The following is a 25,448-nucleotide window of genomic DNA, read 5'->3' on the forward strand; positions in this document are numbered from 1 at the left end:
CGGCGTCTTCTGCTCACTCGCGGACTCGTCGCGTGGTGTTCACGCGGATGTCGGTGGATGGCGGCATGATCGGTGCATGGTCCACCAGCTCCTGACCCCGTCGCAGGAGATCCGAACGGATCGCCTCATGCTCACCGCACTGTCCCCGGCCGACATCGACGACGTGCACGCGCTCTTCTCGGACGCCGGCACCTGGCAGCACCTGCCGTCGGGGCGGCACGTCGCCCGCAGTTCGAGCGTCGACATGGTGCAGCGGAAGATCGGCGGTCGGGCACGGCACGGGCTGGGGTCGTGGACGGTCCGGACCGCATCGGACCACGCGTTCGTCGGCGTCGGCGGTGTCGACATGACCGCCGGCGGAGTGTGGAACCTCGGGTACCGGCTGGCGCCGGCCGCGTGGGGGCAGGGCTTCGCCTCCGAGATCGCACTCGCCGCCGTCCGGGCCGCTGCCGAGACGGCGTGCGACGTCCCGGTGACGGGGCGCGTGCTCACGAACAACCCCGCCTCGGCCGCGGTGCTCCGTCGAGCCGGGCTGTCCCTCGTGTGGCATGGACCCGCCAGCGTGCGCACCGAGTCCGGCGTCGAGGGCCAGGTCTGGGCGGATCGTGCCCTCTCCGACGCGCAGTTCGCCTGGCTCGTCGCGAACGCCTGAGCACTCACGGCGACGCCGTGCGGTGACACGTGCATTGGCGTTCCCGGCATCGATCGCTACTGTGATGGGAACTGGTCATGTCCGCGCATGACCACCCCGCAGACCAGCGACGGAGCACGAGGAGCCGATGACGTCTCACATCACCGAGGGTGCCGAGCCCAAGCACCAGCAACTGCGCCGGATCCTGCTCGACCTGGTGACGACGCGGCTCGCCCCCGGTGCGGCGATCCCGTCCGAGCGGCAGCTCATCACCGAGTACGGCGTCTCGCGGATCACGGTGCGCGAGGCCCTCGGGCAGCTGGTCAACGAGGGCTACCTCGAGCGAGTCCGCGGCAAGGGCACGTTCGTGGCGCACCGACCGGTGCAGTCGACCCTCCACCTCGCGTCCTTCACCGAGGAGATGCGCGCGATGGGCCACGTGCCGACGACGGTCGTGCTCGTGCGTGAGGAACGCGTGCCGCCGAGCGACACGGTCGCGGCGCTGCGACTCGATGCCGAGGCGTCGGCGTACCACGTGAAGCGACTGCGGATGGCCGACGGCGCCCCGGTGTCGATCGACGACGCCTGGCTCGTGGCCGACGCGTTCCCCGGGTTGCTCGACCACGACCTGTCGGGCTCCGTGTACTCGATCATCGCGACGGCGTACGGCACGCCGATCGACCGGGCGCAGCAGACCGTGGCGGCGAACCCCGCCGCCGACGACGTCGCGACGCTGCTCGGCACGAAGACGGGTGCTCCGGTGCTCGAGTTCGACCGGGTGTCCTACGCGGGGGAGCGCCCCGTGGAGCACACCCGGAGCTGGTACCGGTCGGACCGGTACCGGGTGCAGATGGAGGTCACCGCGACCCCCGCGGTCGCCTGAATCCCCGGCCGGGTACGCGAAAGCGACTGTGTGCCGCGAACAGTTCGCGGGACACAGTCGCTTCGGCGGGAAGGACCGGGAGGAAACCGGGGTGGAGCCGGGTCAGACCTCGTACAGGGTGTCGCCGTCGCGCACCGACGTGCCCACCGTGCCCTGGTCGACGGTGTCCGGCGCAGAGCCGAGCACGACGACCGGGCAGATCGGCGAGTAGCCGGCCGCACTGATCACCGAGGGGGTGAAGCGGACGACCGGGTCGCCGGCCGTGACCGTCGCGCCCTCGGTGGTGAGGAGCTCGAAGCCCTCGCCCGAGAGCTTCACGGTGTCGATCCCGACGTGCACCAGGACGTCGGTGCCCGCAGCGCCCTGCAGCGCGAAGGCGTGCGGGTGCAGCTTGACGATGGTGCCGTCGACCGGGGCGACGGCGGTGATCGCACCCTCGACACCGGTCGGGTCCACCGCGACGCCCGCTCCGACGAGCTGACCGGCGAACACCGGGTCCGGCACGTCGGCGAGACCGACGACGGGGCCGGCGAAGGGGGTGCGGACGACCGTCACAGTTCGTCCTGGATGTCCTGCGCGAGGTTGTCGGCGACCGTGCCGACGATGACCTGCCAGCCGGTGCCGCCGCCGACGACCGCCTGGGCGCCCGCAGCCTGCAGTGCGGCCTTGTCGACGAGGTCGCCGTCCTCGACCTCGACGCGGAGGCGCGTGATGCAGCCCTCGACCTCTTCGATGTTGTCGGCACCGCCGAGCGCGGCGATGATGTCGGCTGCCTTGATGTCGGCCATCGTTTCCTCCTCGTTAAGGGTTTTCGTACCAGGTTGACACGGGACCGGTCTCGGATCAGACTACGGAACTGGTCATGACCGGACAGGACCGGGCCTGGCGACACCGCCGAGGTTACCTGCGCCGGCTGCGCGACTCAACTCACCCCGACAGCTCCACCCGATGACGAGAGGAACTCCGATGAGCGCCACCACTGCCACGGACGTGCCGGAGAAGAAGAAGCCGAAGAAGCAGTCCAGGCTCTTCGCACAAGCCCAGCGGCTCGGCCGGAGTCTGCTCCTGCCGATCGCGGTCATGCCCGCTGCGGGTATCCTGCTCCGCCTCGGTCAGGCCGACATGCTCGGTGCGATCCCCGGCTTCGACAAGGGTGCGACGATCATCGCCGCCGCGGGCAACGGCGTCTTCACGTGGCTGCCGCTCCTGTTCGCGGTCGGCATCGCGATCGGGTGGGCCAAGAAGTCCGACGGCACGACCGCGCTCGCGGCCGTCGTCGGGTACATGGTCATGTACCAGGTGTTCGCGGCCATGTCCCCGATCGTCCTCGCGGGGGTGAAGGACGCGAACGGCGACCAGGCCACCATCAACTTCGGCGTCCTCGGTGGCATCGTGATGGGTCTCGTCTCCGCGGTGCTGTGGGAGCGGTTCCACCGGACGAAGATGCCCGACTTCCTCGGCTTCTTCTCGGGTCGCCGTCTCGTCCCGATCCTCACGGCGGTCGCCGGTCTGCTCATCGCCGTCGTCATGTCGTTCTTCTACCGCTACTTCGACATCGCGCTGACCGCAGCCGGCACCGCCGTTGCGGACAACGCCGTGATCGGTGGCGGCATCTTCGGGTTCGTCAACCGCATGCTCATCCCGATCGGTCTGCACCAGCTGCTCAACTTCTTCCCGTGGTTCCAGCTCGGCAGCTTCACGACCGGCGGCGTCACCTACCACGGTGACATCGCGCGCTTCCTCGCGGGCGACCCGACGGCCGGCATCTTCCAGACCGGCTTCTTCCCGATCATGATGTTCGCGCTGCCCGCCGGTGCCCTGGCGATCTGGCGCAACGCCAAGCCGCAGAACCGCAAGCTCGTCGGCGGCATCATGATCTCCGCCGCGCTCACCTCGTTCGTCACGGGCATCACCGAGCCGCTCGAGTACTCGTTCATGTTCGTGGCGTTCCCGCTGTACATCATCCACGCGCTGCTCACCGGCACGTCGCTCGCCCTCGTGAACGCGCTCGGGATCCACGACGGCTTCTCGTTCTCGGCCGGTGCGATCGACTACGTGCTCAACTTCGGCAAGGCGGACGGGGCGATCTGGCTCATCCCGATCGGCCTCGGCTACGCGGCGGTCTACTACTTCCTGTTCAGCTTCGTGATCAAGAAGTGGAACCTCCGCACGCCCGGGCGTGAAGAGGACACGATCGCCGAGAACACGATCGACGCGGCCACCAAGCCGTAGACGTCACCACGTGACGGACGGGAGGCTCGGTGCCAGCTGGCACCGGGCCTCCCGTCCGTCCGTGCGCACGTTCCTTCCCATCGCGCGTGGCGTAGGAAGCCGAATCGCGCGTAGGTGGCCAGAACTTCGGCCTCACCACGCGCGGAACCGCTCACCATGCGCGGAACAGCACCCCGGGCGCTGGGTTGGTTTTGACAATCGTTATCAGGAAGCAGTAGCGTCGGGGGCATGCAGAAGCGCCTCCTCGCCCTCCCGCTCGTCGCCGGTGCCGCCGCACTCGCCCTGGCCGGGTGTGCGTCCTCCTCGACGTCCGGAGACGCCGGTGACGGCGACGGGAAGATCGCCGTCGTCGCCTCGACCAACGTCTACGGCTCGATCGTCGAGTCCATCGGCGGGGACCACGTGTCGGTCACGAGCATCCTCGACGACCCGTCGCAGGACCCGCACTCGTTCGAGTCGAGCGCCCGCACCCAGCTCGCCGTGTCGAAGGCCGACCTGCTCATCGAGAACGGTGGCGGCTACGACGACTTCATGACCACGCTCGCAGACGCCTCGGACACGAAGGCCGACACGATCAACGTCGTGGAGCTGTCCGGTCTCGACCAGGGTGGCGACGCGGAGTTCAACGAGCACGTGTTCTACAGCTACCCGACGATGGTGAAGCTCGTGGCCGACGTCACGAAGCGCCTCTCCGCGCTCGACGACGGGGAGCAGGACACGTTCGAGCGGAACGCCGACGCGCTCACCACGAAGCTGCAGGACCTCGAGTCGCAGACGGCCGACCTCAAGAAGCAGTACGACGGCGACGCCGTGGCCTACACGGAGCCGGTGCCGGGGTACCTGTTCGACGCGATCGGCCTCGACAACGAGACGCCGGAGGACTTCGCCGAGGCGATCGAGGAGGACGACGACGTCCCCCCGGCGGCGCTCCGCGACACCCTCGCACTGTTCACCTCGGGTGACGTGAAGCTGCTCGCCTACAACGACCAGACGTCGAGCCCGGAGACCGAACAGGTCAAGCAGGCGGCCGAGGACGCCGACGTCCCGGTGGTCGGTGTCACGGAAACGCTCCCCGAGGGGCAGGATTACGTCTCGTGGCAGCAGGCGAACATCGACGCGGTGCAGGCGGCACTCCAGAAGTGACGACCACGACCGCACCAGCGGAGACCGACGGCCCGGCGACCACCACGGTGGACGACCGGGCCACCGGCCGTCCGGTCCTGACGCTCCGCGACGCCGGGCTGTCGTACGGCGCGCGGCGGCTCTGGGACCACCTCGACCTCGACGTCGCCCCGGGCGAGTTCGTGGCCGTACTCGGTCCGAACGGTGCCGGCAAGACGTCGCTGCTCCGGACCGTGCTCGGGCAGCAGCGGCTGACGAGCGGCACGATGTCGTTCCTCGGCCAGCCGGTCGGCCGTGGCCACCGCCGCATCGGGTACATTCCGCAGCAGCGCCTGATGGAGTCCGGCACCCCGCTCCGCGCACGCGACATGGTGGCGCAGGGCGTGACCGGGCACCGCTGGGGCGTCCTGCCGGCGTCCCGGGCCGACCGCGCCCGCGTGGACCGGATCCTCGACGAGGTCGGCGCCACCGGCTTCGCCGACGCGCCCGTCGCGGAGCTCTCCGGCGGCGAGCAGCAGCGCACCCGCGTCGGGCAGGCGATCGCCGCCGACCCGGCACTGCTGCTGTGCGACGAACCGCTCATCTCGCTCGACCTGCGGCACCAGCGCGGCGTCACCGAGCTCATCGACCGCCAGCGCCGCCAGCAGGGCGCGGCCGTGCTGTTCGTCACGCACGACGTCAACCCGATCCTCGACGTCGTCGACCGCGTGCTCTACATCGCCGGCGGACGCTTCCGCATCGGCGCGCCCGACGAGGTGCTGCGCGCCGACGTCCTGAGTGACCTGTACGGCACGCCCGTCGACGTCGTCCGCACGATGGGGCGCATCGTCATCGTCGGCGCCAACGACGCGCACGACCACCACTGCGACCCCGACCCGCACGCGCCGGCGTCGGACGAGGGACGGATCTGATGGACCTGCTGTCGACCGTCTTCTCGTTCCAGGACTACGGCGAGCTGCTCGTGCTCGTGCAGAACTCGATCTGGGCCGGCGCGGTGCTCGGCATCGTCGGCGGGCTCATCGGGCCGTTCGTCGTCGCCCGCAACCTGCCGTTCGCCGTGCACGGCATCTCGGAGCTGTCCTTCGCCGGGGCGAGCGCATCGCTGCTGCTCGGCGTCAACGTCGTCTCCGGCTCGCTGGTCGGGTCGGTCGTCGCGGCGCTGCTCATCGGGCTGCTCGGCTCGCGGGCGCGCGACCGGAACTCGATCATCGCCGTGCTCATGCCCTTCGGGCTCGGCCTCGGGATCCTCTGCCTGGCGCTCTACAAGGGCCGGGCCGCGAACAAGTTCGGGCTGCTCACCGGGCAGATCGTCTCGGTGGACAACCCCCAGCTGACCTTCCTCGTCGTCGTCGCGGCGGTCGTCGTGGCGACCCTGCTCGTCATCTGGCGCCCGCTCATGTTCGCGTCGGTGGACCCCGACGTCGCGGCCGCCGCGGGCATCCCGGTGCGCACGCTGGCGATCGTGTTCATGCTCGTGCTCGGGCTGGCGACGGCGGTGTCCGTGCAGATCGTGGGTGCACTGCTCGTGCTCTCGCTCCTCGTCACCCCCGCGGCCGCGGCCCTGCGGCTCAGCTCGCACCCGGTCGTCGTCCCCGTGCTGTCGACGGTGTTCGCCGTGGTGTCGGTCGTCGGTGGCATCCTGCTCGCACTCGGGGGCGGGTTGCCGATCAGCCCCTACGTGACGACGATCTCGTTCGCGATCTGGGTCGTGTGCCGGATCGTCGGCGCGCGGCACGACCGCCGTGGGCGCGACCGAACGGCCGGCCGCGACCGCCGTGGCGGGGGTGCGCCGGGCCTCCCGTCCGGGGCGAGCGGAACCGGAACGTCAGCCGAAACGAAGGTGGGTGCGTCAGCATGAACGCCGTGCAGAAGGTCAAGCGGAACACGTGGCAGCGCGAAGCGGTGCGCGGCGCCCTCGACTCCACCGAGGGCTTCGTCAGCGCGCAGGCGCTGCACCAGCACCTGCGGGACGAGGGCTCCACGATCGGCCTCGCCACCGTCTACCGGGCCCTCGCCGACCTGGCGACCGAGGGTGACGCCGACTCGCTCCAGCAGGACGGCGAGTCGCTCTACCGGGCGTGCACCACCGACACCCACCACCACCACCTCATCTGCCGGAACTGCGGACGCACCGTCGAGATCGAGGCGGCCCCGGTCGAGCAGTGGGCGCAGGACGTCGCCGCCGCGAACGGGTTCACCAACGCCAGTCACGTCGTCGACGTCTTCGGCGAGTGCGCGGTGTGCACGGCGGCACGCACGGCACCGGCCGGCGGCGAGTAACCTCCGCGCCATGCACGTCATCCTGGTCCCCGGGTTCTGGCTCGACGCGAGCGCGTGGGACGAGGTCGCCCCACTGCTGCTGCAGGCCGGCCACACGGTCGAGGCCGTCACCCGCGACGGCGACACCCTGGACGAGCAGGTCGCCTCGCTCGTGGCGCGGCTCGACGACGTCGCCAGCCCGGAGGAGCCGGTCGTGCTCGCCGGGCACTCCGGGGCGGGGCCGATCGCGTACATGGCCGCCGACCAGCGACCCTCGCTCGTCGCGCACCTGCTCTACGTCGACACGTTCCCCGGGCCGGCCGGCGGCTGCGTGAACGACGAGCTGCCCGTCGTCGACGGTGTCGTGCCGCTGCCGTCGTGGGACGTCTGGGAGCCGGCGACGCTGCGCGGGATGACCCCGGCCCTCCGCGAGGCCTTCGAGCACCGGGCGATCCCGGAGCCGGCGGCGGTGCCGTCGGACCGGTTCCACTACGCCGACGCGGCCCGGCACACGATCCCGGCGACCGTCATCACGTGCGAGATCCCCGCGACCGAGCTCGCCACGATGGTGGCCGACCACCAGGTCTGGGCCGAGGAGCTCGTCGCGACCGAGGAACTCGAGATCCTCGGGCTCGACACCGGGCACTGGCCGATGTTCTCGGCGCCGCACGAGCTCGGCGAGCTCATGGTCCGCGCCCTCGCCGCACGGGGGTAGGGCGCGCGGCGCGCGGCGCGCGGCGCGCGCCTGCGTCCGCCGCGGTGCCCGCGGCCGCTCGAGCCCGCTCGCACCCGTCCGAGCCCGCTCGCGCCCGCCCGCGCCCACTTGGTGAGCAGGAACGGTCGCCTCGCGCGCGCTCACTCGACCGTTTCTGCTCACGATCGTCGGAGCGGCACACGGCGGCCGCGCTCCCGCGACCCCGCGGCGGCGGTGACCCCACGGCGGCGTGAGCGGTCCTGCCCGGCCGCGCCGTGCCTCCCGGCCCGGAGCCCCGGCTTGCGACACGCCCGGTGCTCGCGTAACGTTGCCCCCTGGTCCTCCGCGCTCGCGCGGTGGGACCCGTTGTTCCAAGCCCTCCGACCGTCGCGAACGCCGCGGTCGCGCGGTGCTCGTCCCCCTTCGACAGGGGTGCCGGGTCTGGGCGGTGCGCACAACCCCCTCGCGACGTCACCCCGGTGACCGAGCGCGTGTGCACCAGGCAAGTGAACTTGGGTGCGGCCGTCCGGTCGCACGGTACCTCAGGAGGAAACCATGGCAGCAGTGTGCCAGGTGACCGGAGCCACCCCCGGCTTCGGACACAACATCTCGCACTCGCACCGCCGGACGAAGCGTCGCTTCGACCCGAACGTGCAGAAGAAGACGTACTACGTGCCCTCGCTTCGTCGTAACGTCACGCTCACGCTCAGCGCGAAGGGCATCAAGGTGATCGACGCACGTGGCATCGAGTCCGTCGTCAAGGATCTCCTCGCCCGTGGGGAGAAGATCTGATGGCGAAAAAGGGTCAGGACATCCGTCCGATCATCAAGCTCCGCTCGACGGCGGGCACCGGGTTCACGTACGTGACCAAGAAGAACCGTCGGAACAACCCCGACCGTCTCGTGCTGAAGAAGTACGACCCGGTGATCCGCAAGCACGTCGACTTCCGTGAGGAGCGCTGAGTCATGGCGAAGAAGAGCAAGATCGCGAAGAACAACCAGCGTGCCGAGGTCATCGCGCGCTACGCCGAGCGTCGTCTCGAGCTGAAGAAGGCCCTCGTGGACCCGAACGGCTCCGACGAGTCGCGTGAGGCCGCCCGCGTCGGCCTGCAGAAGCTGCCCCGCGACGCGTCGCCGGTCCGCTACCGCAACCGCGACGCCATCGACGGCCGCCCCCGTGGCCACCTCGGTGAGTTCGGCATCAGCCGTGTCCGCTTCCGCGACATGGCCCACCGTGGCGAGCTCCCCGGCATCACGAAGAGCTCCTGGTAAGCAATCGCTTGCTGAACGCCCCGTCACCTCGGTGACGGGGCGTTCGTCGTGAGTGGGGTACAACGGCGCAACTCTGGTCACATCCGCCCCTCCGGACCCGCGACAACCCCGGAAATCCGGGCGAGTCGGAGGTGTTCGTCCGATGTGGCTGGTAGGTTCAACTCCGGTTCCGCCGGGCCCTCGGCCCACTGGCACCGTGGCACGGGGCAACCGCTCCGGGCGCCGGACGGCTCGTCCGTCCGACCGATACTGCAAGAAGTCCGAGGAGGACATCCATGGCTGACAAGTCACTGAACCGCACCGAGCTCGTCGCTGCCGTCGCCGCCGAGTCCGGCCAGAGCCAGGCCACCGTCAACGGCGTCGTCGACGCACTCTTCTCCGTCGTCTCGTCGTCCGTCGCCGACGGCACGAAGGTCACGATCCCCGGTTGGATCGCCTTCGAGAAGACGCACCGCGCCGCCCGCACCGGCCGCAACCCGCAGACCGGTGACGCCATCGAGATCGCCGCGAGCGACTCGGTCAAGGTCAGCGCCGGCTCGAAGCTCAAGGCTGCGGTCAAGTAAGACTCGTCCGCGCATCGGGAGGGACGGCTTCGGCCGTCCCTTCCGTCGTTCCCGGGGTCGGGGCGCGCAGGCCCCGTCGCGTGGGCGCACCCCGTCGGCCGGGAGGCCCGCCCCGCTCTCCACAGGTCGGCCCGCCCCGTTCGGCGGCCGGGTGGGCACCGCCTAGGCTTGACGGGTGAATCGGATCGCGCGCACCGCCGGTCCCGCCGTGCTGCTGCTCGTCGGGTTCCTGTCGCTGCTCGTCGCGCTCGTCGTCGGGGGCGGCGCCGACGCCGCGCTCATCGCCGACCCGGGCGCCGTGGTGCGGTTCGGGCTGCCGATCGCCCGGCTCGTCGTGGACCTGTCCGCGTCGCTCGCCATCGGCGCGCTCGCCCTGGCGACCATCGGGCTGTCCCGCACCGGACCGGAGTGGAACCGCGCGATCGACGTCGCCGCGGCCGCCAGCGGGGTGTGGGCGGTGTCCGCCGCCGTCGCGACGTTCTTCACGTTCCTCAGCGTCGCCGGTTCGCGGATCAGCTTCGACGAGCAGTTCGGCCAGTCGATGGGCGTGTTCCTCACCGGCACGGACCTCGGTCTCGCCTGGCTCGTCACGGTGCTCATCGCCGCGGTCGCGACCGTGCTGTGCTTCGCCGTCCGTTCCCGGGGCATGGTCGCGGTGACCGCCGGGGTGTCGCTCATCGGCCTGCTCCCGCTCGCGCAGCAGGGCCACGCCGCCGGGACCGCGAGCCACGACGCCGCCGTCACGGCGCTCGGCCTGCACCTGGTCGGCGCCGCACTCTGGGTCGGTGGGCTGACCGCCCTCGTGCTGCTCCGCGGGGTCGTGCCTGGGCACCGGCTCGGGGCCGTGGTCTCCCGTTACTCGAGCGTCGCCCTCGGCTGCTTCGTGCTCGTCGCCGTGTCGGGCGTCGCGTCGGCGCAGATCCGCGTCGGGGTGCTGTCGAACCTGGCCTCGCCGTACGGCACGCTCGTGCTCGTCAAGACCGGCGCGATCGTGGCCATCGGGGTCATCGGCGCCGTGCAGCGTCGACGGACCATCCGTGCGCTGACCGCGACGCCCGCCCGCCGTCGGCCGTTCTGGACCCTCGTGCTCGTCGAGCTCGCCGTGATGGGCATCGCGTCCGGGTTCGCCGCGGCCCTCGGGCGCACGGCGACCCCGATCGACCAGATCGCGCCGAGCAAGACGGCCGACCCGAGCCCCGCCGAACTCCTGACCGACGACCCGCTGCCGCACGCCCCCGGAGCCTGGGGGTGGCTCACGCAGTGGAACATCGACCTGTTCTGGCTGATGGCCGCCGTACTGCTCGCGGTGACGTACGCGGCCGGGGTCGTCCGGCTGCGCCGCCGGGGGACGGGCTGGCCGGTCCGGCGCTCGGTCGCCGCGGCCGTCGCGCTCGTCTCGCTCGTCGTCGCCACCTCGGGGGCGCTGCACCAGTACGACCGGTTCCTCGTCTCCGCGAACGTCGGGGCGCACGTCGTGCTCGGGCTCGTCGTCCCGGCCCTGGTCTGGGCCGCCGCGCCCGTGGCGCTCATCCGGGCCGCCGTGCACCCGCGCGACGACGACAGCACCGGCGTGCGGGAGTGGACCGGCATCCTCGTCGACAACGCCGCCGTGCGGTACCTCGTGCAGCCGTTCCCCGCGTTCGTGCTGGCCGCTGCCGTCTGGTGGGCGTTCTACGCGACCGACGCCGTCCGGTGGTCGGTCAGCGACTCGACCGGTCGGACCGTGCTCGACGTCGTGTTCCTGCTCGTCGGGCTGCTCGCCGTACCGACGCTGCTCACCCCGGTGCCGGTCGGCCAGCAGCGGCCCACACGCGCTGCGGCGGCGGTCCGGGTCGTCGGCGCCGTGGTCGTCGCCGCCGGCGTCGTGTCCCTCGGCATCGCGATGCGGGGTCCGCTCGGGCTGCTGCAGGCGTCGTGGTTCGGTGCGATGGGGCGGTCCTGGGGGCCTGACCCGGTCGTCGACCAGGCACGGGCCGGTCTCGTGCTCGTCGTGACGGGGATCCTGCTCGTGCTGACGGTCGTGGTCGTGGTCGCCGTGCGGCTCCGCGGGGGTGCGGGGCCGGTGGGCGCGGGTGCTCGTGCGGGCGCGGGCGCGGGCACGGGCGCGGGTGCTCGTGCGGACGCGGGCGCGGGTGCTCGTACGGGTGCGGGTGCGGGTGCCGACGGCGTCGACGGCGAGCGCGCACCGCACCCGGCGGCGGGCACCGCGCCCCGTTCTGCCGGGGCGCAACGACCCCCAGCGGGCGCGGACCCTGACGGCGACGACGAGATCGACCTCGACTTCGACGACGGCAGCGACGACGGACCGGCCGGCCACGCACTCGACGGTGGTGACGGGGCGGAGGCGATCCGTGCCTCCCGTCCGGCTCCCGACGACGGGGCGGAGCCGCGGTGACCGTCGAGCTGAGCGACGAGCAGCGCGCCGTCTTCGAGTACATCGAGCACACGCGGGACCACGTGTTCATCACGGGTCGCGCGGGCACGGGCAAGTCCACGCTGCTCAACCACCTGTCGTGGAACACCGAGAAGCAGGTGGTGATCTGCGCACCGACCGGCGTCGCCGCGCTGAACGTCGGTGGGCAGACCATCCACTCGCTGTTCCGCCTGCCGATCGGGCTCATCGCCGACGCTGAACTGCGGCAGGGGCCGGACACCCGCAAGCTCCTCAACACCATCGACACGCTCGTCATCGACGAGGTCTCGATGGTCAACGCCGACCTGCTCGACGGCATGGACCGCTCGCTGCGCAAGGCCCGCGGCCGCCAGTTCGAGGCGTTCGGCGGCGTGCAGGTCGTCATGTTCGGCGACCCGTACCAGCTGCCGCCCGTGCCGGGGGACGCCGACGAGCGCGCCTACTTCACCGACCACTACCGGTCGATGTGGTTCTTCGACGCAAAGGTCTGGCTCGAGACGAAGCTCAACATCATCGAGCTCGCCACGGTGCACCGGCAGCGGGACGACGCGTTCGCCGCGATGCTGACCGCGGTCCGGCACGGTCGGGTGACCGCGGAGATCGCCGGGCAGCTCAACACGGCCGGGGCGCGACCGGCGCCCGACGACGCCATCACCCTGGCCACCCGCAACGACACGGTCGCCCGGATCAACAAGGCCGCCCTCGACCGGCTGCCCGGCAAGGTGAAGACCGCGAAGGCCGACGTGAACGGCGACTTCGGCGGGCGGAACTTCCCGGCTGACGAGGCCCTCGAGCTCAAGCCCGGCGCCCACGTGATGTTCCTGCGCAACGACGCCGACCAACGCTGGGTGAACGGCACGCTCGGCATCGTGACGGCCATCCGCGACACCGTCTGGGTCGACGTCGACGGCGAGTCGTTCGAGGTCCAGCCGTCCGTGTGGGAGAAGTTCAAGTACTCCTACGACGCCGACAAGAAGGAACTCAAGAAGGACACCGTGGGGGAGTTCCAGCAGTTCCCGCTGCGGCTCGCCTGGGCGGTCACGATCCACAAGTCGCAGGGCAGCACGTACGACCGGGCCGTCGTCGACCTGGGCAACCGGGTGTTCAGCGCCGGGCAGACGTACGTCGCGTTGTCCCGGCTGACGTCGCTCGAGGGGCTGTACCTGACCCGGCCGCTGCGCCCGCAGGACATCATCGTCGACACCGACGTCCGACGGTTCATGTCCGAGGCACCCCGGATCGTGGCGACCGCGCTCGAGGCTCCGAAGCGGACCGAGCCCGACGCGGACTGACCTGACGCCTCCGACCGGTCACGCCGACCCGTCGGACCGCTGCTGGGCGGTCTCTCGTCGGCGCTCCGGCTTCGCTGGCCGCCGCCGGCTCGTGGCCGGTCGCCGGACCTGCGCGGGGTGTGGTGACCGGTACCCGCCGACCCGGGCCGAGCCAGTCGCCGCCGACCCGCCAGACCCGCTGGCCGCCGGACGGACGACGACGCCCGCCTGCCGGAGCGGCAGACGGGCGTCGTGGAAGGGGTTCGTCAGGCGCGAGCGGACGCGCGGATCGCGCGGAGGTTCTCCTTGTCGGCCCCGACCGCGGTGAGCAGCAGGACGACACCGACGATCGCGTGGAAGACGTTGTCCGTCGTGTTGAGCGCGAAGACGTTGGCCGAGGTGTCGACGAACACGAAGCCGTACACCGCGAACACGACGAGCAGGGCGCCGACGAGCAGGTTGCCGTTCCGGGAGCCGACGGTGTTGCCGAGGCCGGTGATGAGCAGCACGACGGCCAGGAGCACCCAGACGAAGCAGAGCGCCGGGTTCACGCCGAACGCGTTCCACAGCATGCCGCCCTGGCGGTTGAAGAAGCCGGGGTCGCCGTCGGCGGCGAAGAAGAAGCCGAGGCCACCCCAGAGTGCGAGGAGCGAGCCGGCCGTGAGCGCGAGGCCGCGGTTCGGCGAGGCGGTGATGCCCGGTTCCTTGATGGCCACTTCGGTCTCCTCCTGGTACAGGGTGGTCGCACCGGACGTGCCGGCGAAGGGAGCCGGTGCGTCCGCCCGTGGTGCACGAGCGGTGCGGCCGACGGATCCGGAGGAGGCTTGCCCCCCGTTCACAGGCGCGGACCGGCGGACCAACGGTATCGTGTCGGACCCCGACCGTCCGAATCGTCCCCGAGGGACGAGCCGCACGAGGAGGCCGATGATCGCCACACCGAGGAGGACCACGCCGGTGACCCGCACGCCCGAACGCAGCGCGCCCGAGTCGCGCGGACCGACGGTCTCACGACGGTTGCGGTGGGGCGTGGTGGCGGCTCTGGGGTTCGTGATCGTGCCTCTCGTCTACGTGGCTGCGGTGCTGACGCCGGTGGGGCAGCGGGCCGAGGACGCCGCTCTGGGCGGGGTCCGGGACTCCGACCTGTTCGGGTCGGACACTGCGCTCAACGTCATCTCGGTGCCGGTGATCTCGTTGCTCGTCGTCGTGATCGTCGCCGTGGCGTTCGCTCGGCGGCGGCTCGCGGTGGGGCTCGGCGCCGCCGCCGTGGTGCTCGCGTCGGCGGCCACCTCAACGCTCGTCAAGCGTATCGCCGTGCGCCCGGAGATCGCTCAGTCGACGACCCCGAACTCGTACCCGTCCGGGCACGCCACCGTCGCCCTGGCGGCGTTGTTCGCGGTGCTCCTGGTCACCCCGCGGCGCTTCCGTCCGGTCGTCACGGTGGTCGGCGCCGCGTACGCGGTCTTCGTGGCGAACCAGACCGTCGTCTACGGCTGGCACCGGGTGAGCGACATCGTCGGCGCGTGCGCGGTCGCGCTCTGCTGGCTCGGACTCGTGCGGGCACTCGGGCCGCGGGTCGACCGCGGCGAACGAGGTGACCGTGACGGCCGTCGGGGTCCGCGCCGGGTCGTGAGCGTCCTGCTGCTCGCCGCCACCGGGGTGACCCTGGCGGTCGGGGTCGCGGCGCTCGTCGTCGGCGTGACCGGGGGCGGGGCGTACGACCACGAGGCGATCCTGGTGGCGGGGCGGATGGCCTCGAGTGCGAGCGTGCTGGCCGTGGTCACGGTGGTGTGGTTCCTCGACGGGATGCACCACGCCGCGCGTACCGACCCGGACACGTTGCCGACCGCACGCTGACCCGGGGAGCCGGGCCGGGCCTCCTGTCCGGACGACCGCGCCGACCGGCCGGGCCGCGACGGATGCGAGCCTGGCGGGAATGCCGAGGCGTGCGGTACGTTGTACCCAGCAAGTCGATGCAAACGCATCGATATCGCGGAAGGCGGTACACCATGCAGTTCGGCATCTTCACGGTCAGCGACGTCACGACCGACCCGACGACCGGCACCACGCCGGACGACACCCAGCGCGTCCGGGACATCCTGACGATCGCGGAGCACGCCGACCAGGCCGGCCTCGACGTCTTCGCGACCGGCGAGCACCACAACCCGCCGTTCGTGGCCTCGTCGCCGACGACCCTGCTCGCCTACCTCGCGGCGAAGACGAAGGACATCACGCTGTCCACGTCGACGACCCTCATCACCACGAACGACCCGGTGCGCATCGCCGAGGAGTACGCGATGCTCCAGGTGATCTCCGACGGTCGCATGGACCTCATGATGGGCCGCGGCAACACCGGCCCCGTCTACCCGTGGTTCGGACAGGACATCCGCCAGGGCGTCAACCTGGCCATCGAGAACTACGCGCTCGTCCGCCAGCTGTGGGAGAACGACGTCGTCAACTGGCAGGGCAAGTTCCGCACGCCGCTGCAGGGCTTCACCTCGACCCCGCGCCCGCTCGACGGCGTCCCGCCGTTCGTCTGGCACGGCTCGATCCGCACGCCGGAGATCGCCGAGCAGGCCGCGTACTACGGCGACGGCTTCTTCCACAACAACATCTTCTGGCCCATCCAGCACACCGAGCAGATGGTCGGCCTGTACCGCCAGCGCTTCGAGCACTACGGTCACGGCCGCGCCGACCAGGCCATCGTCGGGCTCGGAGGGCAGTTCTTCGCGCGCAAGAACTCGCAGGACGCCTGGAGCGAGTTCCGGCCCTACTTCGACAACGCCCCGGTCTACGGCCACGGCCCCTCGTTGGAGGACTTCACCGCCCAGACCCCACTCACCGTCGGCTCCCCGCAGCAGGTCGTCGACCGCTACGCCGCGATGAAGGACCACGTCGGGCACTACCAGCGCCAGCTGTTCCTCATCGACCACGCCGGCCTGCCGCTCAAGACCGTGCTCGAGCAGATCGACATCCTCGCCGAGGACATCGTGCCGCAGCTCCGACAGCTGAACGACGAGGGGCGCCCGGCAGACGTGCCCTCCGACCCGCCGTCGCACGCCTCGCGTGCCGCCGCGGCGCTCGCCGCCGGCACGGTCGGCAGCGACCACGTCGCCGCCGAGGACGAGTGGACGGGCGCGTCCGTCTGACGTCCTCCTGCTGAGCAGCAACGGTCGGGTCACCTCGGGTGGCCCGGCCGTTGTTGCGTGCGGGGGTGGGGGTGTGCGGGTGTGCGGGTGCGGGGGAGTCGCAGGTGTTCCATCCCATCGCGCCTGACATGGGTTGCCGTTTCGCGCGTAGGTGGCGGGAACGCCTGGCTTCCTACGCGCGGAACGCCTCACCATGCGCGGAACTACTGCCCGTGCGCGGTGGCCGCGACCGGCGACGGGCGGGAGGCGCGGTGCACGTCCCGTGCCGGGCCTCCCGTCCGGCGCGTGCGGACGTTCTCACCCATCGCGGCCGACATGGGAGGCTGTTTCGCGCGTGGGAGGTGGGAGCGCCTGGCTTCCGACGCGCGGATCACCTCACCATGCGCGAAACTGCTCGCCGTTGGCGGTGGTCGTGACCGGTGACGGCCGGGAGGCTCGGCGCACGTCCCGTGCCGGGCCTCCCGTCCGGCGTGCGCGGACGTTCTCACCCATCGCGGCTGTCGTGGGAAGGCTTCCCGCGCGTAGGTGGCGGGAACGCCTGGCTTCCTACGCGCGGATCACCTCACCGGGTGCGGAACTGCTACCCACGCGCGGAACTGCTGCCTACGCGCGGTTCTGCTGCTCCCCCGGCGCAGGGCCGCGCGGGGGAGCGGGGCGGGCGGGGACGAGCTTCAGACCGACGACGCAGCCGACGATGCCGGCGATGAAGAGCACGCGCAGGGCGGTCACGGGTTCGGCGCCGGTGGCCATGCCCCAGATGACGGTGAGGGCGGCGCCGGTGCCGGTCCACACCGCGTACGCCGTGCTGATCGGGATGTGGCGCAGCACGTACCCGAACGCGACGAGGCTCACGACGATGGTGACCGCGAAGACCAGGGTCGGGCCCGGCTGGGTGAAGCCGTCGCTGCGGCCGAGCGCGGTCGCCCAGACGGTCTCGAGCACCGCGCTGACGAACAGGACGACCCAGGCCACTCAGCTCACCACCTTGAGGCCGACGACGCAGGCGACCAGGCCCAGCACGAGGCCGATGCGGGCGAGGGAGGCGGCCTCCTGTCGCCGGAGGACGGCGACGACCACGGTCAGTGACGCACCGATGCCGACCCAGACGGCGTACGCGGTGCCGACCGGGATCGACCGCATCGCGAACGCCAGGCCGACCATGCTCGCGACCATGCCGGCGACGAACACGATCGTCGGGACGACCTTCTTGAAGCCGTTCGAGGCGCTCAGCGCGGTGGCCCACACCGCCTCGAGGACGCCCGAGAGGACGAGGACGACCCATGCCATGACAGATCCCCTTCCGTGCTCGATCTGTGGATGTCGTACGACTGTGCGACATCGGCGCCCACGGTAGCACGAAGTCGTACGATCGTGCGAGTATGAGGTGTGGCCAGGAGCATCGACATCGAGGACCGGCGCCGGGTGGTCTCCGAGGCCGCTTGCCGGGTGCTCGCCGAGGACGGCCTCGGCGCCCTGAGCGTCCGGAACGTGTCGGCAGCGGCGGGCCTGCCGCCGAGCACCGTGCGCTACGTCTTCCCGACGCAGGCGAGCATGCGCGAGCACACCATCACCCTCGTCTTCGACCGGATGTGCGAGCGCATCGAGGCGCTGCCCGCCGACCTCCCCGCACCGGAGCGGGCGCGACGGATCGTCGTCGAGCTGCTGCCCCTCGATGCCGAACGCGTCATCGAACTCGACGTCTACCTCGCCCTCGGCAACGCCGCCCTCACGGACGCCGCTCTCCGTCCCACGCTCGACGGCGTCGTCGGTCAGGTGCGGGCGTGGTGCGAGGAGGCCCTCGGGTTGCTCGGCGTCCCGCCGGGGGACCACGAGTACGAGGCGTGCCGGTTGCACGCGCTCCTCGACGGACTCGCGATGCAGGTGGTTCGGCTCGCTCCGGGGGAGTCCGGCGTCTGGGCGATCGACGTGGTCGACCGGCACCTCACGGAACTCACCCCGGCCTGACTCCGACGTTCCGTCCCATCGCGCCTGGCATGGGAAGCCGTTTCGCGCGTAGGGGGTCCTTTTTTCCTGCCGCCCACGCGCGATTCTTCTCCCCACGCGCGGTTCTGCTTCCGACGCGCGAAACTGCCGACCCACGCGCGTCGCCTATCCTGTCCCGGTGACGACGACCACGCCGCCGCCGCAGCGCTCCCGGACCCTGACCGGCCCCGGCCTCGTGCTGCTCGCCGTCGTCGTCCTGCTCGGGATCCGGATCGCCGCGCCGAGCGTCGGCACCGCGGGGCTGCCGGACGTCGTGCAGGACTTCCTGACGCTCGCGATCAGCGTCGTGGTCGAGTCGCTGCCGTTCGTGGTGCTCGGCATCGTGCTGTCGATCGTCGTCGAGGTCTGGGTGCCGGCCGGCGCCCTCGAGAAGGTCCTGCCACAGAACCCCTTCGGGCGCCGCGCCGTGATCTCGCTCATCGGCATGCTCTTCCCGGTGTGCGAGTGCGGGAACGTGCCGCTCGCCCGCGGCCTCATGCTGCGCGGGTTCACCCCGGCCGAGGCCGTCACGTTCCTCGTCGCCGCACCGATCCTCAACCCGCTCGTCATCATCAGCACGGCGCAGGCGTTCGGGTGGTCCGGGTGGATCCTGCCGGTGCGGATCGTCGGGGGCTTCGTCGTCGCGAACCTGGTCGGCTGGATCGTCGCCGCGCACCGCCGCCCGGCCGACCTGCTGCTCCCAGCGTTCGAGGCCCGCTGCCGTGCCACGGTCGGGGCGCCCTGGGCGCGCAACCGCTGGCGGGAGAGCGCCGCGCAGTTCGGCGGCGAGACCGCCACGATGATGCCGGCGCTCTTCGTCGGCGCGGGGCTCGCGGCCGCGATCCAGGTGGCCGTGCCGCGGTCCACCCTGGTCGCGATCGGGGCGAACCCGGTGCTGTCCGTCGCGGCGATGATGCTGCTCGCGATGACGGTCTCGCTCTGCTCGAACGTCGACGCGTTCTTCGCGCTGTCGTTCGCGTCGACGTTCCTGCCCGGGTCGATCACGGCCTTCCTCATCATCGGGCCGATCATCGACGTGAAGATGATCGCGCTCCTCCGCACGACGTTCCGGGTCCGCTTCCTGGTGCTGCTCGCCGTCGTGTGCGTCCTGTTCGCCGGAACCGTCGGGTTGGTGATGAATGTCCTCGTCTGACACCGGGCGCCGAGCGCACGCGTACCTGGGCCTCGGGTCCGTGCTGGCGGTCGCCGTCTGCACGCTGTGGCTCGCCCTGGTCGGGCACCTCGACCTGTACATCAACCCGCGCTACGCGGTCTTCACGATCGTGCTCGCCGCGGTCGCCGTGCCCGCGGCGGTCGCCGGCCTCGTCGTCACGGCCCGCGGCGACGGGCACACGCACGGCGACGACGACCACGCCGACGGCGACGACGACCACCACGACCACGAGCACGGTGGTCGGCGCGGAGGCCGCGGCCGCGCGGTCCGCATCGTGCTCGGGACGGCCGCGGCGGTCGTCACGATCGGGGTCACCGTGTCGATGCTGGTCCTGCCCCCGACGACGCTGTCCGCCCGCACCGCGCAGCAGCGGAGCGTGGACTCGGCGACCCTGTCGAACGCGACCGGGTCCGAGGCCGCGGTCTCGCTCCTCGGCAGCGAGGGCGTCGACACCTCGGCGTACGGCGTCAAGGACTGGGCGGCGCTCATCCGGCAGACCACTGACACCACGGCCCTCGTCGGCAAGCAGGTCCGGTTGACCGGGTTCGTGGTGCCCGGCGACGGCGGCTCCTTCACGCTCACGCGCTTCGTCATCAGCTGCTGCGCCGTGGACGCGCAACCGGTCGGCCTCGGGGTGGTCCCCGCCGAGGCCGGCGGCGGGACCGCACCCGAGCAGGGGCAGTGGGTGCGGGTGACCGGGGCGCTCGCGGCGAACCCGGACCAGTCCGCCGACGCCCGCATCGTCATCCGCGCCGCGGACGTCACGGCGATCGCGCAGCCGGAGGACCCGTATGAGTACTGAGCGGCGCGACCGCCGCCCGGTCGCGCACCGGTTCCACCGGCGGTACACGGCGGTGGTGCTCGTCCTCGCCGTCGTCGCCGCGCTCGCCGCCGTCGTCGGGGCGCAGCAGGGCCCACGGCTGCGCGACGTGTCCTACGACGCCTCCGGCCTGGTGTCCCGACCGGCGCAGCGCGTGATCCTGACGGCGAACCAGGCGCTCGAGCGGGTGAGCGCCGACGACGTCCGGGTGCGTCCGTCGGCGGCGCACACCGTGACCTCGAGCGGCAACACGATCGCCGTCGAGTTCACCGGACCGCTGGCCTACGACCGGGACTACACGGTGACGGTGGCCGGGGTGCGGGCGCCGGGGCAGCGTGCCACGGCGGACCTGACCGCGTCGATCCGGACCGGCAGCACCGACGTGCTCGCCCTGGTGCCCGGAGGTGACGGCACCCCGGACCGCATCGTCCGGCGGTCGCTCGACGCCGGTGGCGTGACCACCGTGCACCAGGCGGCGGACATCACCGAGTACGCACGGCTCGGCCGCTCGCTGGTGGTCGTCAGCGGGAGCGACGCGAGTTCCTCCGTCGACGTCGTCCCGCTGCGCGGCGGGGTGCAGGACGCGTCGTCGGAGATCGAGCACATCACCCTGCCGACCGCCCGGGGCCGGGTCACCGCGCTGCACGTCGCCGACGACGGGGCCTCGTTCGGGTTCGAGTACGCGGACACCTCGACGGGGCAGTCGCGCAACACCGGGCTCTACGTCGTCGACATGACCGGCACGCACATGCCGACGGCGATCGCCGAGGACGGCAAGCCGACGACCGGCGCAGTGCCGATGACCGTGGGGCAGTGGGCCTACGTGCCGCGCACCGAGAGCGCGCTCGTCCGGACCGGTTCCGACGACCTCGTGCTCGTCGACATGAGCGGGCGTGCCGACCCGGTGCGGCTCGGCAGCGCCACCTACCTGCACGGGTTCGTCGGCACCGGCACCACGGCCGTGGTCGAGACCGGCACCGGCATCGTCCGGCTCGACCTGACCGACGGGGCGGAGTCGGCGCTGCAGGCGCCGGCCGCGAGCACCGACGCGCCCTACCTCGGACGGATCGCCCAACTGACGGACGACACGTACCTGCGCGTGCTGGGGGACGTGCGGTCGGACGGGACCATCTCGCCACGGATCGTGCGCGTGGACGGGACACGGGCCTCCCGGCTGGCCGTCACCCTGCCCGAGGACGCGAGCGTCACGGCGGTCTGCCCGTCGCCGAACGGACAGTTCGTCGCGGTCGCGACGAAGTCGGCGAGCGACGAGCTGGTGAGCATCGTCGACGCGACCTCCGGTGCGCTCGAGGCGAGCATCGACGCCGCATTGGTGGACTGGTGCGGCGCGCTGCCGTCCGGTGACGAGATCAGCTGACGGTCCGACGCGGAGACGACGGACAGGAGGCCCGGTACCAGCTGGTACCGGGCCTCCTGTCCGTCAGGTGGTACCGACTAGGCCAGCGTGGCCGCGTCGATGACGAAGCGGTAGCGGACGTCCGAGCTGAGGACGCGCTCGTAGGCCTCGTTGATCTGGTCGGCGCTGATGAGCTCGGTCTCCGGCAGGATGTCGTGCTCGGCGCAGAAGTCGAGCATCTGCTGGGTCTCGCGGATGCCGCCGATCGCCGAACCGGCCCAGCTGAGCCGACGCGGGATGAGGGCGAACGCCGGGACCTCGAGCGGCTCGGACGGGGCGCCGACGTTGACGAGCGTGCCGTCGACCTTGAGCAGGCCGAGGTACGCGCCCATCGGGATCTTCGCCGAGACGGTGTTGATGATGAGCTCGAACGAGTTCGCGAGCTTCTCGAACGTCTCCGGGTCCTTCGTCGCGTAGTGGGCCTTCGCGCCGTAGCGGAGCGAGTCCTCCTGCTTCGAGGTGGTCTGCGACAGGACGGTGACCTCGGCGCCGAGCGCGACGGCGATCTTGACGGCCATGTGGCCGAGGCCGCCCATGCCGACGACGGCGACCTTCGTCCCGGGGCCGGCCTTCCAGTGGTGCAGCGGCGAGTAGGTGGTGATGCCGGCGCAGAGCAGCGGCGCGACCTTCTCGATGTCGAGCGACTCTGGGACGCGGAGGACGAAGTCCTGGTCCACGACGATCGCCTGCGAGTAGCCGCCCTGGGTGATCGAGCCGTCGGCGGGGTCGACGCTCGTGTAGGTGCCGATGTTGCCCTTGAGGCAGTACTGCTCCTGGCCGGCGAGGCACTGCTCGCACTCGCCGCAGGAGTTCACCATGCAGCCGACGCCGACACGGTCGCCGACCTTGTGCTTCGTGACGGCGTCGCCGACGGCCGAGACGTGGCCGACGATCTCGTGGCCGACGACCTGCGGGTACTGGATCTCGCCCCACTCGCCGCGGACGGTGTGGATGTCCGAGTGGCAGATGCCGGCGTAGGCGATGTCGATCTCGACGTCGTTCGGTCCGACGTCACGACGGGTGATGGTGGTCTTGACGAGCGGCTCGGTGGCGGACGGTGCCGCGTACGCGTTGACGGTGCGCATGGGTCTCCTCGTGGGGGAAGGGGGAGCGGACCGGGTGCGGCCCGTCTCCAGTCTGGTGGAGCGCGCCATCCGGAGGGAGGCCCAGGTGGGGCACCCCTCGTGCCGCGGTCGGGCGCGTCGGTGACCGGCGTCAGGCCAGCCGGGCCAGCCGCTGACCGGCGATCCGGGGTCAGGCCAGCCGGGCCAGCCGCTGACCGGCGGCCGGGGTCAGGCCAGTCGGGCCAGCCGCTGACCGGCGATCCGGGCGAAGCGCAGCGGGTCGGCGAGGGCGTCGTCCGGCTCGCCGGTGGTCTGCGTCGCCAGCACGGTGAGCGAGGCCGCGGCGTCGAAGTCGTCGAGCGGGGCGTCGATGTCCCCGGCGACGAGCAGCACCCGGGCCTCCGGCGCGTGGGTGGTCGCGAGCGCGCGCACCACGCTCGGCACCTTGCCGGCGGCGGACTGTGCGTCGTACCGGCCCTCGCCCGTGACCACCACGTCCGCGCCGTCGAGGAGCGCCGGCAGCCCGAGCACCTCGGCGATGCCCTCGGCCCCGGACGACGGCGTCGCACCCCAGGCGAGCAGCGCGAAGCCGACACCGCCGGCCGCGCCCGCTCCGGGGGTCGTCGGGTCGACGTCGGGGAAGCACCGTGCCCAGTCGGCCAACCGGGTCGCGAACACGGGGACCCGGTCGGGCGTGATGCCCTTCTGCGGGCCGAACACCGCCGCCGCGCCGTCCGGTCCGAGCAGGGGCGACGTGACGTCGGTGAGCACGACGGCACCGCCCTCCGGGAGACGGTGCAGGTGGGTCGTGTCGACGGCGGTGACGTCGTCGAGGAGCTCCGCACCCTGTCGCAGCCGCCGCGGCGAACCGACCGCGGGCTCGCGGTGGACGATCGCCCCGAGCGCGACCAGCGCGTCGGCGCCGCCGTCCGTCGAGGCGCTGCCGCCGATGCCGAGCACCAGGCCGGTCGCCCCGGCGTCGAGCGCGGCGGCGATGGCCTCGCCGAAGCCCCGGCTCGTCGCGGTGTCCGGCAGCGGTTCCGTCAACAGGGGCAGGCCGCTCGTCGCCGCGAGTTCGACGACCGCGCGGCCGTCGGGCAGCCGCAGCCAGGTCGTGTCGACGGGGGTGCCCGCCGGACCGGTGACCGTGACGGGCACCCGGACCGCTCCGGGGAACGCGGTGGCGAAGGCGTCGAGCGTGCCCTCGCCGCCGTCGGCCATCGGCGCGAGCACGAGGTCGTCCTCCGGGCGCTCGGTCCGCCACCCGTCGGCGACCGCCGCTGCGACGGACGCCGCGGACGCGGTGCCCTTGAACGAGTCCGGAGCCACGATGATGCGCACGACCTCCACCGTAGCGGCGGTCGGCGTGCTGCCGGGCGTCAGCTGACGGGCAGCGCGAACCGCGGGTGCGTCGCCCCACCGGTCGCGAGGTCGGCGAGCACCTCGCCGAGCAGCGGCGCGAACTTGAAGCCGTGCCCGGACGACCCGGTCGCCACCGTGACCGGCCCCCGCCGGTCGATGACGAAGTCCTCGTCGGGGGAGTTGTCGTACAGGCAGCTGATGAAGGTCGGCTTCGTCGCGTCGACGCCCGGGACGAACCGTGCGACGTACGCCTGCAGTCGCTCCGCCTCCGCCGCGACCGGGGTGGTGTCCCGGTGGTCGGGGTCGACGACGGGGCCGGTGCCGTGGAAACCGACCTTGACGCCCTCGCCCGGGGTGAGCAGCCCGTACACGTCGTCGCCGTCGGCCCAGTGCACGAAGCTCGGCCACGCCGCGTCCGGCAGGTGGCTGGGGAAGTGCGCCGGCTGCTCCTGGGTGACGCGGATGGCCGGGAGGCCCGCCCCGCGAGCCGCGAGCAGGTCGCCCACCAGCGCGGGGGCCCACGAGCCCACCGCGGCCACCAGGGACCGGGTGCGGTGGGCGGAGCCGTCGGACAGCGTCACCGAGACGGTGTCACCGTGGTCCTCGACGTCGGTGACCCGTGTCCCGAAGCGCAGCTCGGCGAGGCCGGTCCGCTCGGCCAGGGTGAGCAGGGCCTCGATCGCCGCGGCCGACCGGATCCGACCGGCGGTGGCGTGGGCGAGCACGTGCCCCTCGAACGCGATGCCCGGCCAGCGCGCCGCCGCGGCCTCGGGGGAGAGCCGCTCGTGCGGGATGCCCGCGTCCGCCAGCGCCGCGGCGATGGCGTCGACGACCTCGGGGCGGCCGTGGTCGACCGCGCCCGTGCGCACGACGAGCTCCTGTCCCGCGGCGGCCTCGAGCGCCTCCCACCGCTCCAGGGCCCGTGTGGTCAGCGCGACGTACTCGGCGTCCGCGTAGCCCTGTCGGAAGATCCGGGTCGCCCCGTGCGAGGACCCGTGCTCGTGACCACGTCCGTGCTGCTCGAGCAGGAGCACCCGCTCGCCCCGGGCGGTCAGGGCGTACGCGGTCGCGGCGCCGAGCACGCCACCGCCGACGACCACGTGGCCGCCGTCGCCGTGGGTTCCGTCTTCGTGGGGCATGCAC

Annotated in this window: 28 protein-coding genes; 20 read left to right on the top strand and 8 right to left on the bottom strand. The window is 72.0% G+C overall.

Annotated elements, in window-relative coordinates; genetic code table 11:
• Positions 1–76 precede the first annotated feature (76 nt).
• Positions 77–652: a GNAT family N-acetyltransferase gene (locus BIU97_RS00640; protein WP_071253144.1), complete on the top strand. Its 576-nt coding sequence runs from the start codon at positions 77–79 to the stop codon at positions 650–652.
• A 127-nt stretch (positions 653–779) separates the two neighbouring features.
• Complete coding sequence (locus tag BIU97_RS00645; protein ID WP_071253142.1) at positions 780–1,514, top strand: GntR family transcriptional regulator; 735 nt, start codon at positions 780–782, stop codon at positions 1,512–1,514.
• Between the two features lie 102 nt (positions 1,515–1,616).
• On the opposite strand, the gene BIU97_RS00650 is transcribed toward BIU97_RS00645, so the two are convergent.
• Both BIU97_RS00650 and BIU97_RS00655 read right to left on the bottom strand, forming a co-directional pair.
• Positions 1,617–2,069, bottom strand: a complete 453-nt coding sequence (locus tag BIU97_RS00650; protein WP_071253140.1) for a PTS sugar transporter subunit IIA — start codon at positions 2,067–2,069, stop codon at positions 1,617–1,619.
• Positions 2,066–2,302, bottom strand: a complete 237-nt coding sequence (locus tag BIU97_RS00655; protein WP_071253138.1) for a PTS transporter subunit EIIB — start codon at positions 2,300–2,302, stop codon at positions 2,066–2,068. The genes BIU97_RS00650 and BIU97_RS00655 overlap by 4 nt, the downstream gene beginning before the upstream one ends.
• A gap of 178 nt (positions 2,303–2,480) precedes the next feature.
• Between BIU97_RS00655 and BIU97_RS00660 the strand changes: the two genes are divergently transcribed.
• The 12 genes from BIU97_RS00660 to BIU97_RS00715 all read left to right on the top strand — a co-directional run bounded on the left by BIU97_RS00660 (position 2,481) and on the right by BIU97_RS00715 (position 13,360).
• The gene (locus BIU97_RS00660; protein WP_071253135.1) at positions 2,481–3,746 is read left to right on the top strand and encodes a PTS transporter subunit EIIC; all 1,266 of its coding nucleotides are present in this window, start codon (positions 2,481–2,483) and stop codon (positions 3,744–3,746) included.
• Positions 3,747–3,974: 228 nt separating this feature from the next.
• A complete protein-coding gene (locus tag BIU97_RS00665) occupies positions 3,975–4,889 on the top strand; it encodes a metal ABC transporter solute-binding protein, Zn/Mn family (protein ID WP_071253133.1) in 915 nt (304 codons plus the stop codon).
• A gap of 47 nt (positions 4,890–4,936) precedes the next feature.
• Positions 4,937–5,779 carry a metal ABC transporter ATP-binding protein gene (locus tag BIU97_RS00670; RefSeq protein WP_071253211.1) on the top strand — a complete coding sequence of 281 codons (843 nt, stop codon included), beginning with the start codon at positions 4,937–4,939 and terminating at the stop codon, positions 5,777–5,779.
• Positions 5,779–6,726: a metal ABC transporter permease gene (locus BIU97_RS00675; RefSeq protein ID WP_071253132.1), complete on the top strand. Its 948-nt coding sequence runs from the start codon at positions 5,779–5,781 to the stop codon at positions 6,724–6,726. Before BIU97_RS00670 ends, BIU97_RS00675 begins: the two co-directional genes overlap by 1 nt.
• On the top strand, positions 6,723–7,148 hold the full coding sequence (locus BIU97_RS00680; protein ID WP_071253130.1) for a Fur family transcriptional regulator: 426 nt from the start codon (positions 6,723–6,725) through the stop codon (positions 7,146–7,148). The genes BIU97_RS00675 and BIU97_RS00680 overlap by 4 nt, the downstream gene beginning before the upstream one ends.
• Before the next feature lie 10 nt (positions 7,149–7,158).
• Positions 7,159–7,842: an alpha/beta fold hydrolase gene (locus BIU97_RS00685; RefSeq protein WP_071253128.1), complete on the top strand. Its 684-nt coding sequence runs from the start codon at positions 7,159–7,161 to the stop codon at positions 7,840–7,842.
• 534 nt (positions 7,843–8,376) lie between these two features.
• Entirely contained in the window at positions 8,377–8,613 is a 237-nt protein-coding gene (gene rpmB, locus BIU97_RS00690) for a 50S ribosomal protein L28 (protein ID WP_022903747.1), read from the top strand.
• Complete coding sequence (rpmG, locus tag BIU97_RS00695) at positions 8,613–8,783, top strand: 50S ribosomal protein L33 (RefSeq protein WP_017886456.1); 171 nt, start codon at positions 8,613–8,615, stop codon at positions 8,781–8,783. Before rpmB ends, rpmG begins: the two co-directional genes overlap by 1 nt.
• A 3-nt stretch (positions 8,784–8,786) precedes the next feature.
• Complete coding sequence (gene rpsN, locus BIU97_RS00700; RefSeq protein ID WP_071253126.1) at positions 8,787–9,092, top strand: 30S ribosomal protein S14; 306 nt, start codon at positions 8,787–8,789, stop codon at positions 9,090–9,092.
• Between the two features lie 275 nt (positions 9,093–9,367).
• Positions 9,368–9,655 (top strand): HU family DNA-binding protein, encoded by a 288-nt coding sequence (locus BIU97_RS00705; RefSeq protein ID WP_017886454.1) that lies wholly within the window; start codon positions 9,368–9,370, stop codon positions 9,653–9,655.
• 175 nt (positions 9,656–9,830) lie between these two features.
• Positions 9,831–12,050 (top strand): cytochrome c oxidase assembly protein, encoded by a 2,220-nt coding sequence (locus BIU97_RS00710; RefSeq protein ID WP_071296797.1) that lies wholly within the window; start codon positions 9,831–9,833, stop codon positions 12,048–12,050.
• The gene (locus BIU97_RS00715) at positions 12,047–13,360 is read left to right on the top strand and encodes an ATP-dependent DNA helicase (RefSeq protein WP_071253122.1); all 1,314 of its coding nucleotides are present in this window, start codon (positions 12,047–12,049) and stop codon (positions 13,358–13,360) included. Before BIU97_RS00710 ends, BIU97_RS00715 begins: the two co-directional genes overlap by 4 nt.
• Before the next feature lie 245 nt (positions 13,361–13,605).
• On the opposite strand, the gene BIU97_RS17845 is transcribed toward BIU97_RS00715, so the two are convergent.
• Positions 13,606–14,055 carry a DUF4383 domain-containing protein gene (locus BIU97_RS17845; RefSeq protein ID WP_175472177.1) on the bottom strand — a complete coding sequence of 150 codons (450 nt, stop codon included), beginning with the start codon at positions 14,053–14,055 and terminating at the stop codon, positions 13,606–13,608.
• Positions 14,056–14,293: 238 nt separating this feature from the next.
• Between BIU97_RS17845 and BIU97_RS00725 the strand changes: the two genes are divergently transcribed.
• Positions 14,294–15,193, top strand: coding sequence for a phosphatase PAP2 family protein (locus tag BIU97_RS00725; protein ID WP_071253120.1), 900 nt, complete (start codon positions 14,294–14,296; stop codon positions 15,191–15,193).
• A 152-nt stretch (positions 15,194–15,345) separates the two neighbouring features.
• Positions 15,346–16,485, top strand: a complete 1,140-nt coding sequence (locus tag BIU97_RS00730; RefSeq protein WP_071253118.1) for a CE1758 family FMN-dependent luciferase-like monooxygenase — start codon at positions 15,346–15,348, stop codon at positions 16,483–16,485.
• A gap of 603 nt (positions 16,486–17,088) precedes the next feature.
• On the opposite strand, the gene BIU97_RS00735 is transcribed toward BIU97_RS00730, so the two are convergent.
• On the bottom strand, positions 17,089–17,457 hold the full coding sequence (locus tag BIU97_RS00735) for a DMT family transporter (RefSeq protein ID WP_071253116.1): 369 nt from the start codon (positions 17,455–17,457) through the stop codon (positions 17,089–17,091).
• Positions 17,458–17,772, bottom strand: coding sequence for a DMT family transporter (locus BIU97_RS00740; protein WP_071253114.1), 315 nt, complete (start codon positions 17,770–17,772; stop codon positions 17,458–17,460).
• Positions 17,773–17,871: 99 nt separating this feature from the next.
• Between BIU97_RS00740 and BIU97_RS00745 the strand changes: the two genes are divergently transcribed.
• From BIU97_RS00745 to BIU97_RS00760, 4 genes are all read left to right on the top strand, one after another.
• Positions 17,872–18,450 (top strand): TetR/AcrR family transcriptional regulator, encoded by a 579-nt coding sequence (locus BIU97_RS00745; RefSeq protein ID WP_071253112.1) that lies wholly within the window; start codon positions 17,872–17,874, stop codon positions 18,448–18,450.
• A gap of 157 nt (positions 18,451–18,607) precedes the next feature.
• On the top strand, positions 18,608–19,621 hold the full coding sequence (locus BIU97_RS00750; RefSeq protein ID WP_071253110.1) for a permease: 1,014 nt from the start codon (positions 18,608–18,610) through the stop codon (positions 19,619–19,621).
• Positions 19,608–20,444 (top strand): TIGR03943 family putative permease subunit, encoded by an 837-nt coding sequence (locus tag BIU97_RS00755; protein ID WP_083404481.1) that lies wholly within the window; start codon positions 19,608–19,610, stop codon positions 20,442–20,444. Before BIU97_RS00750 ends, BIU97_RS00755 begins: the two co-directional genes overlap by 14 nt.
• Positions 20,434–21,840 (top strand): hypothetical protein, encoded by a 1,407-nt coding sequence (locus BIU97_RS00760; protein ID WP_139195829.1) that lies wholly within the window; start codon positions 20,434–20,436, stop codon positions 21,838–21,840. Before BIU97_RS00755 ends, BIU97_RS00760 begins: the two co-directional genes overlap by 11 nt.
• Before the next feature lie 77 nt (positions 21,841–21,917).
• Here the strand turns inward: BIU97_RS00760 and BIU97_RS00765 are convergent, their stop codons facing one another.
• The 3 genes from BIU97_RS00765 to BIU97_RS00775 all read right to left on the bottom strand — a co-directional run bounded on the left by BIU97_RS00765 (position 21,918) and on the right by BIU97_RS00775 (position 25,444).
• A complete protein-coding gene (locus tag BIU97_RS00765; RefSeq protein ID WP_071253106.1) occupies positions 21,918–22,964 on the bottom strand; it encodes an NAD(P)-dependent alcohol dehydrogenase in 1,047 nt (348 codons plus the stop codon).
• Positions 22,965–23,171: 207 nt separating this feature from the next.
• Positions 23,172–24,284, bottom strand: a complete 1,113-nt coding sequence (locus BIU97_RS00770) for a glycerate kinase (RefSeq protein WP_071253205.1) — start codon at positions 24,282–24,284, stop codon at positions 23,172–23,174.
• Between the two features lie 38 nt (positions 24,285–24,322).
• Positions 24,323–25,444, bottom strand: a complete 1,122-nt coding sequence (locus BIU97_RS00775; protein WP_071253104.1) for an FAD-dependent oxidoreductase — start codon at positions 25,442–25,444, stop codon at positions 24,323–24,325.
• Between the last annotated feature and the right edge of the window lie 4 nt (positions 25,445–25,448).

The organism is Curtobacterium sp. MCBA15_009 (assembly GCF_001864895.1).
Lineage (GTDB): Bacteria > Actinomycetota > Actinomycetes > Actinomycetales > Microbacteriaceae > Curtobacterium.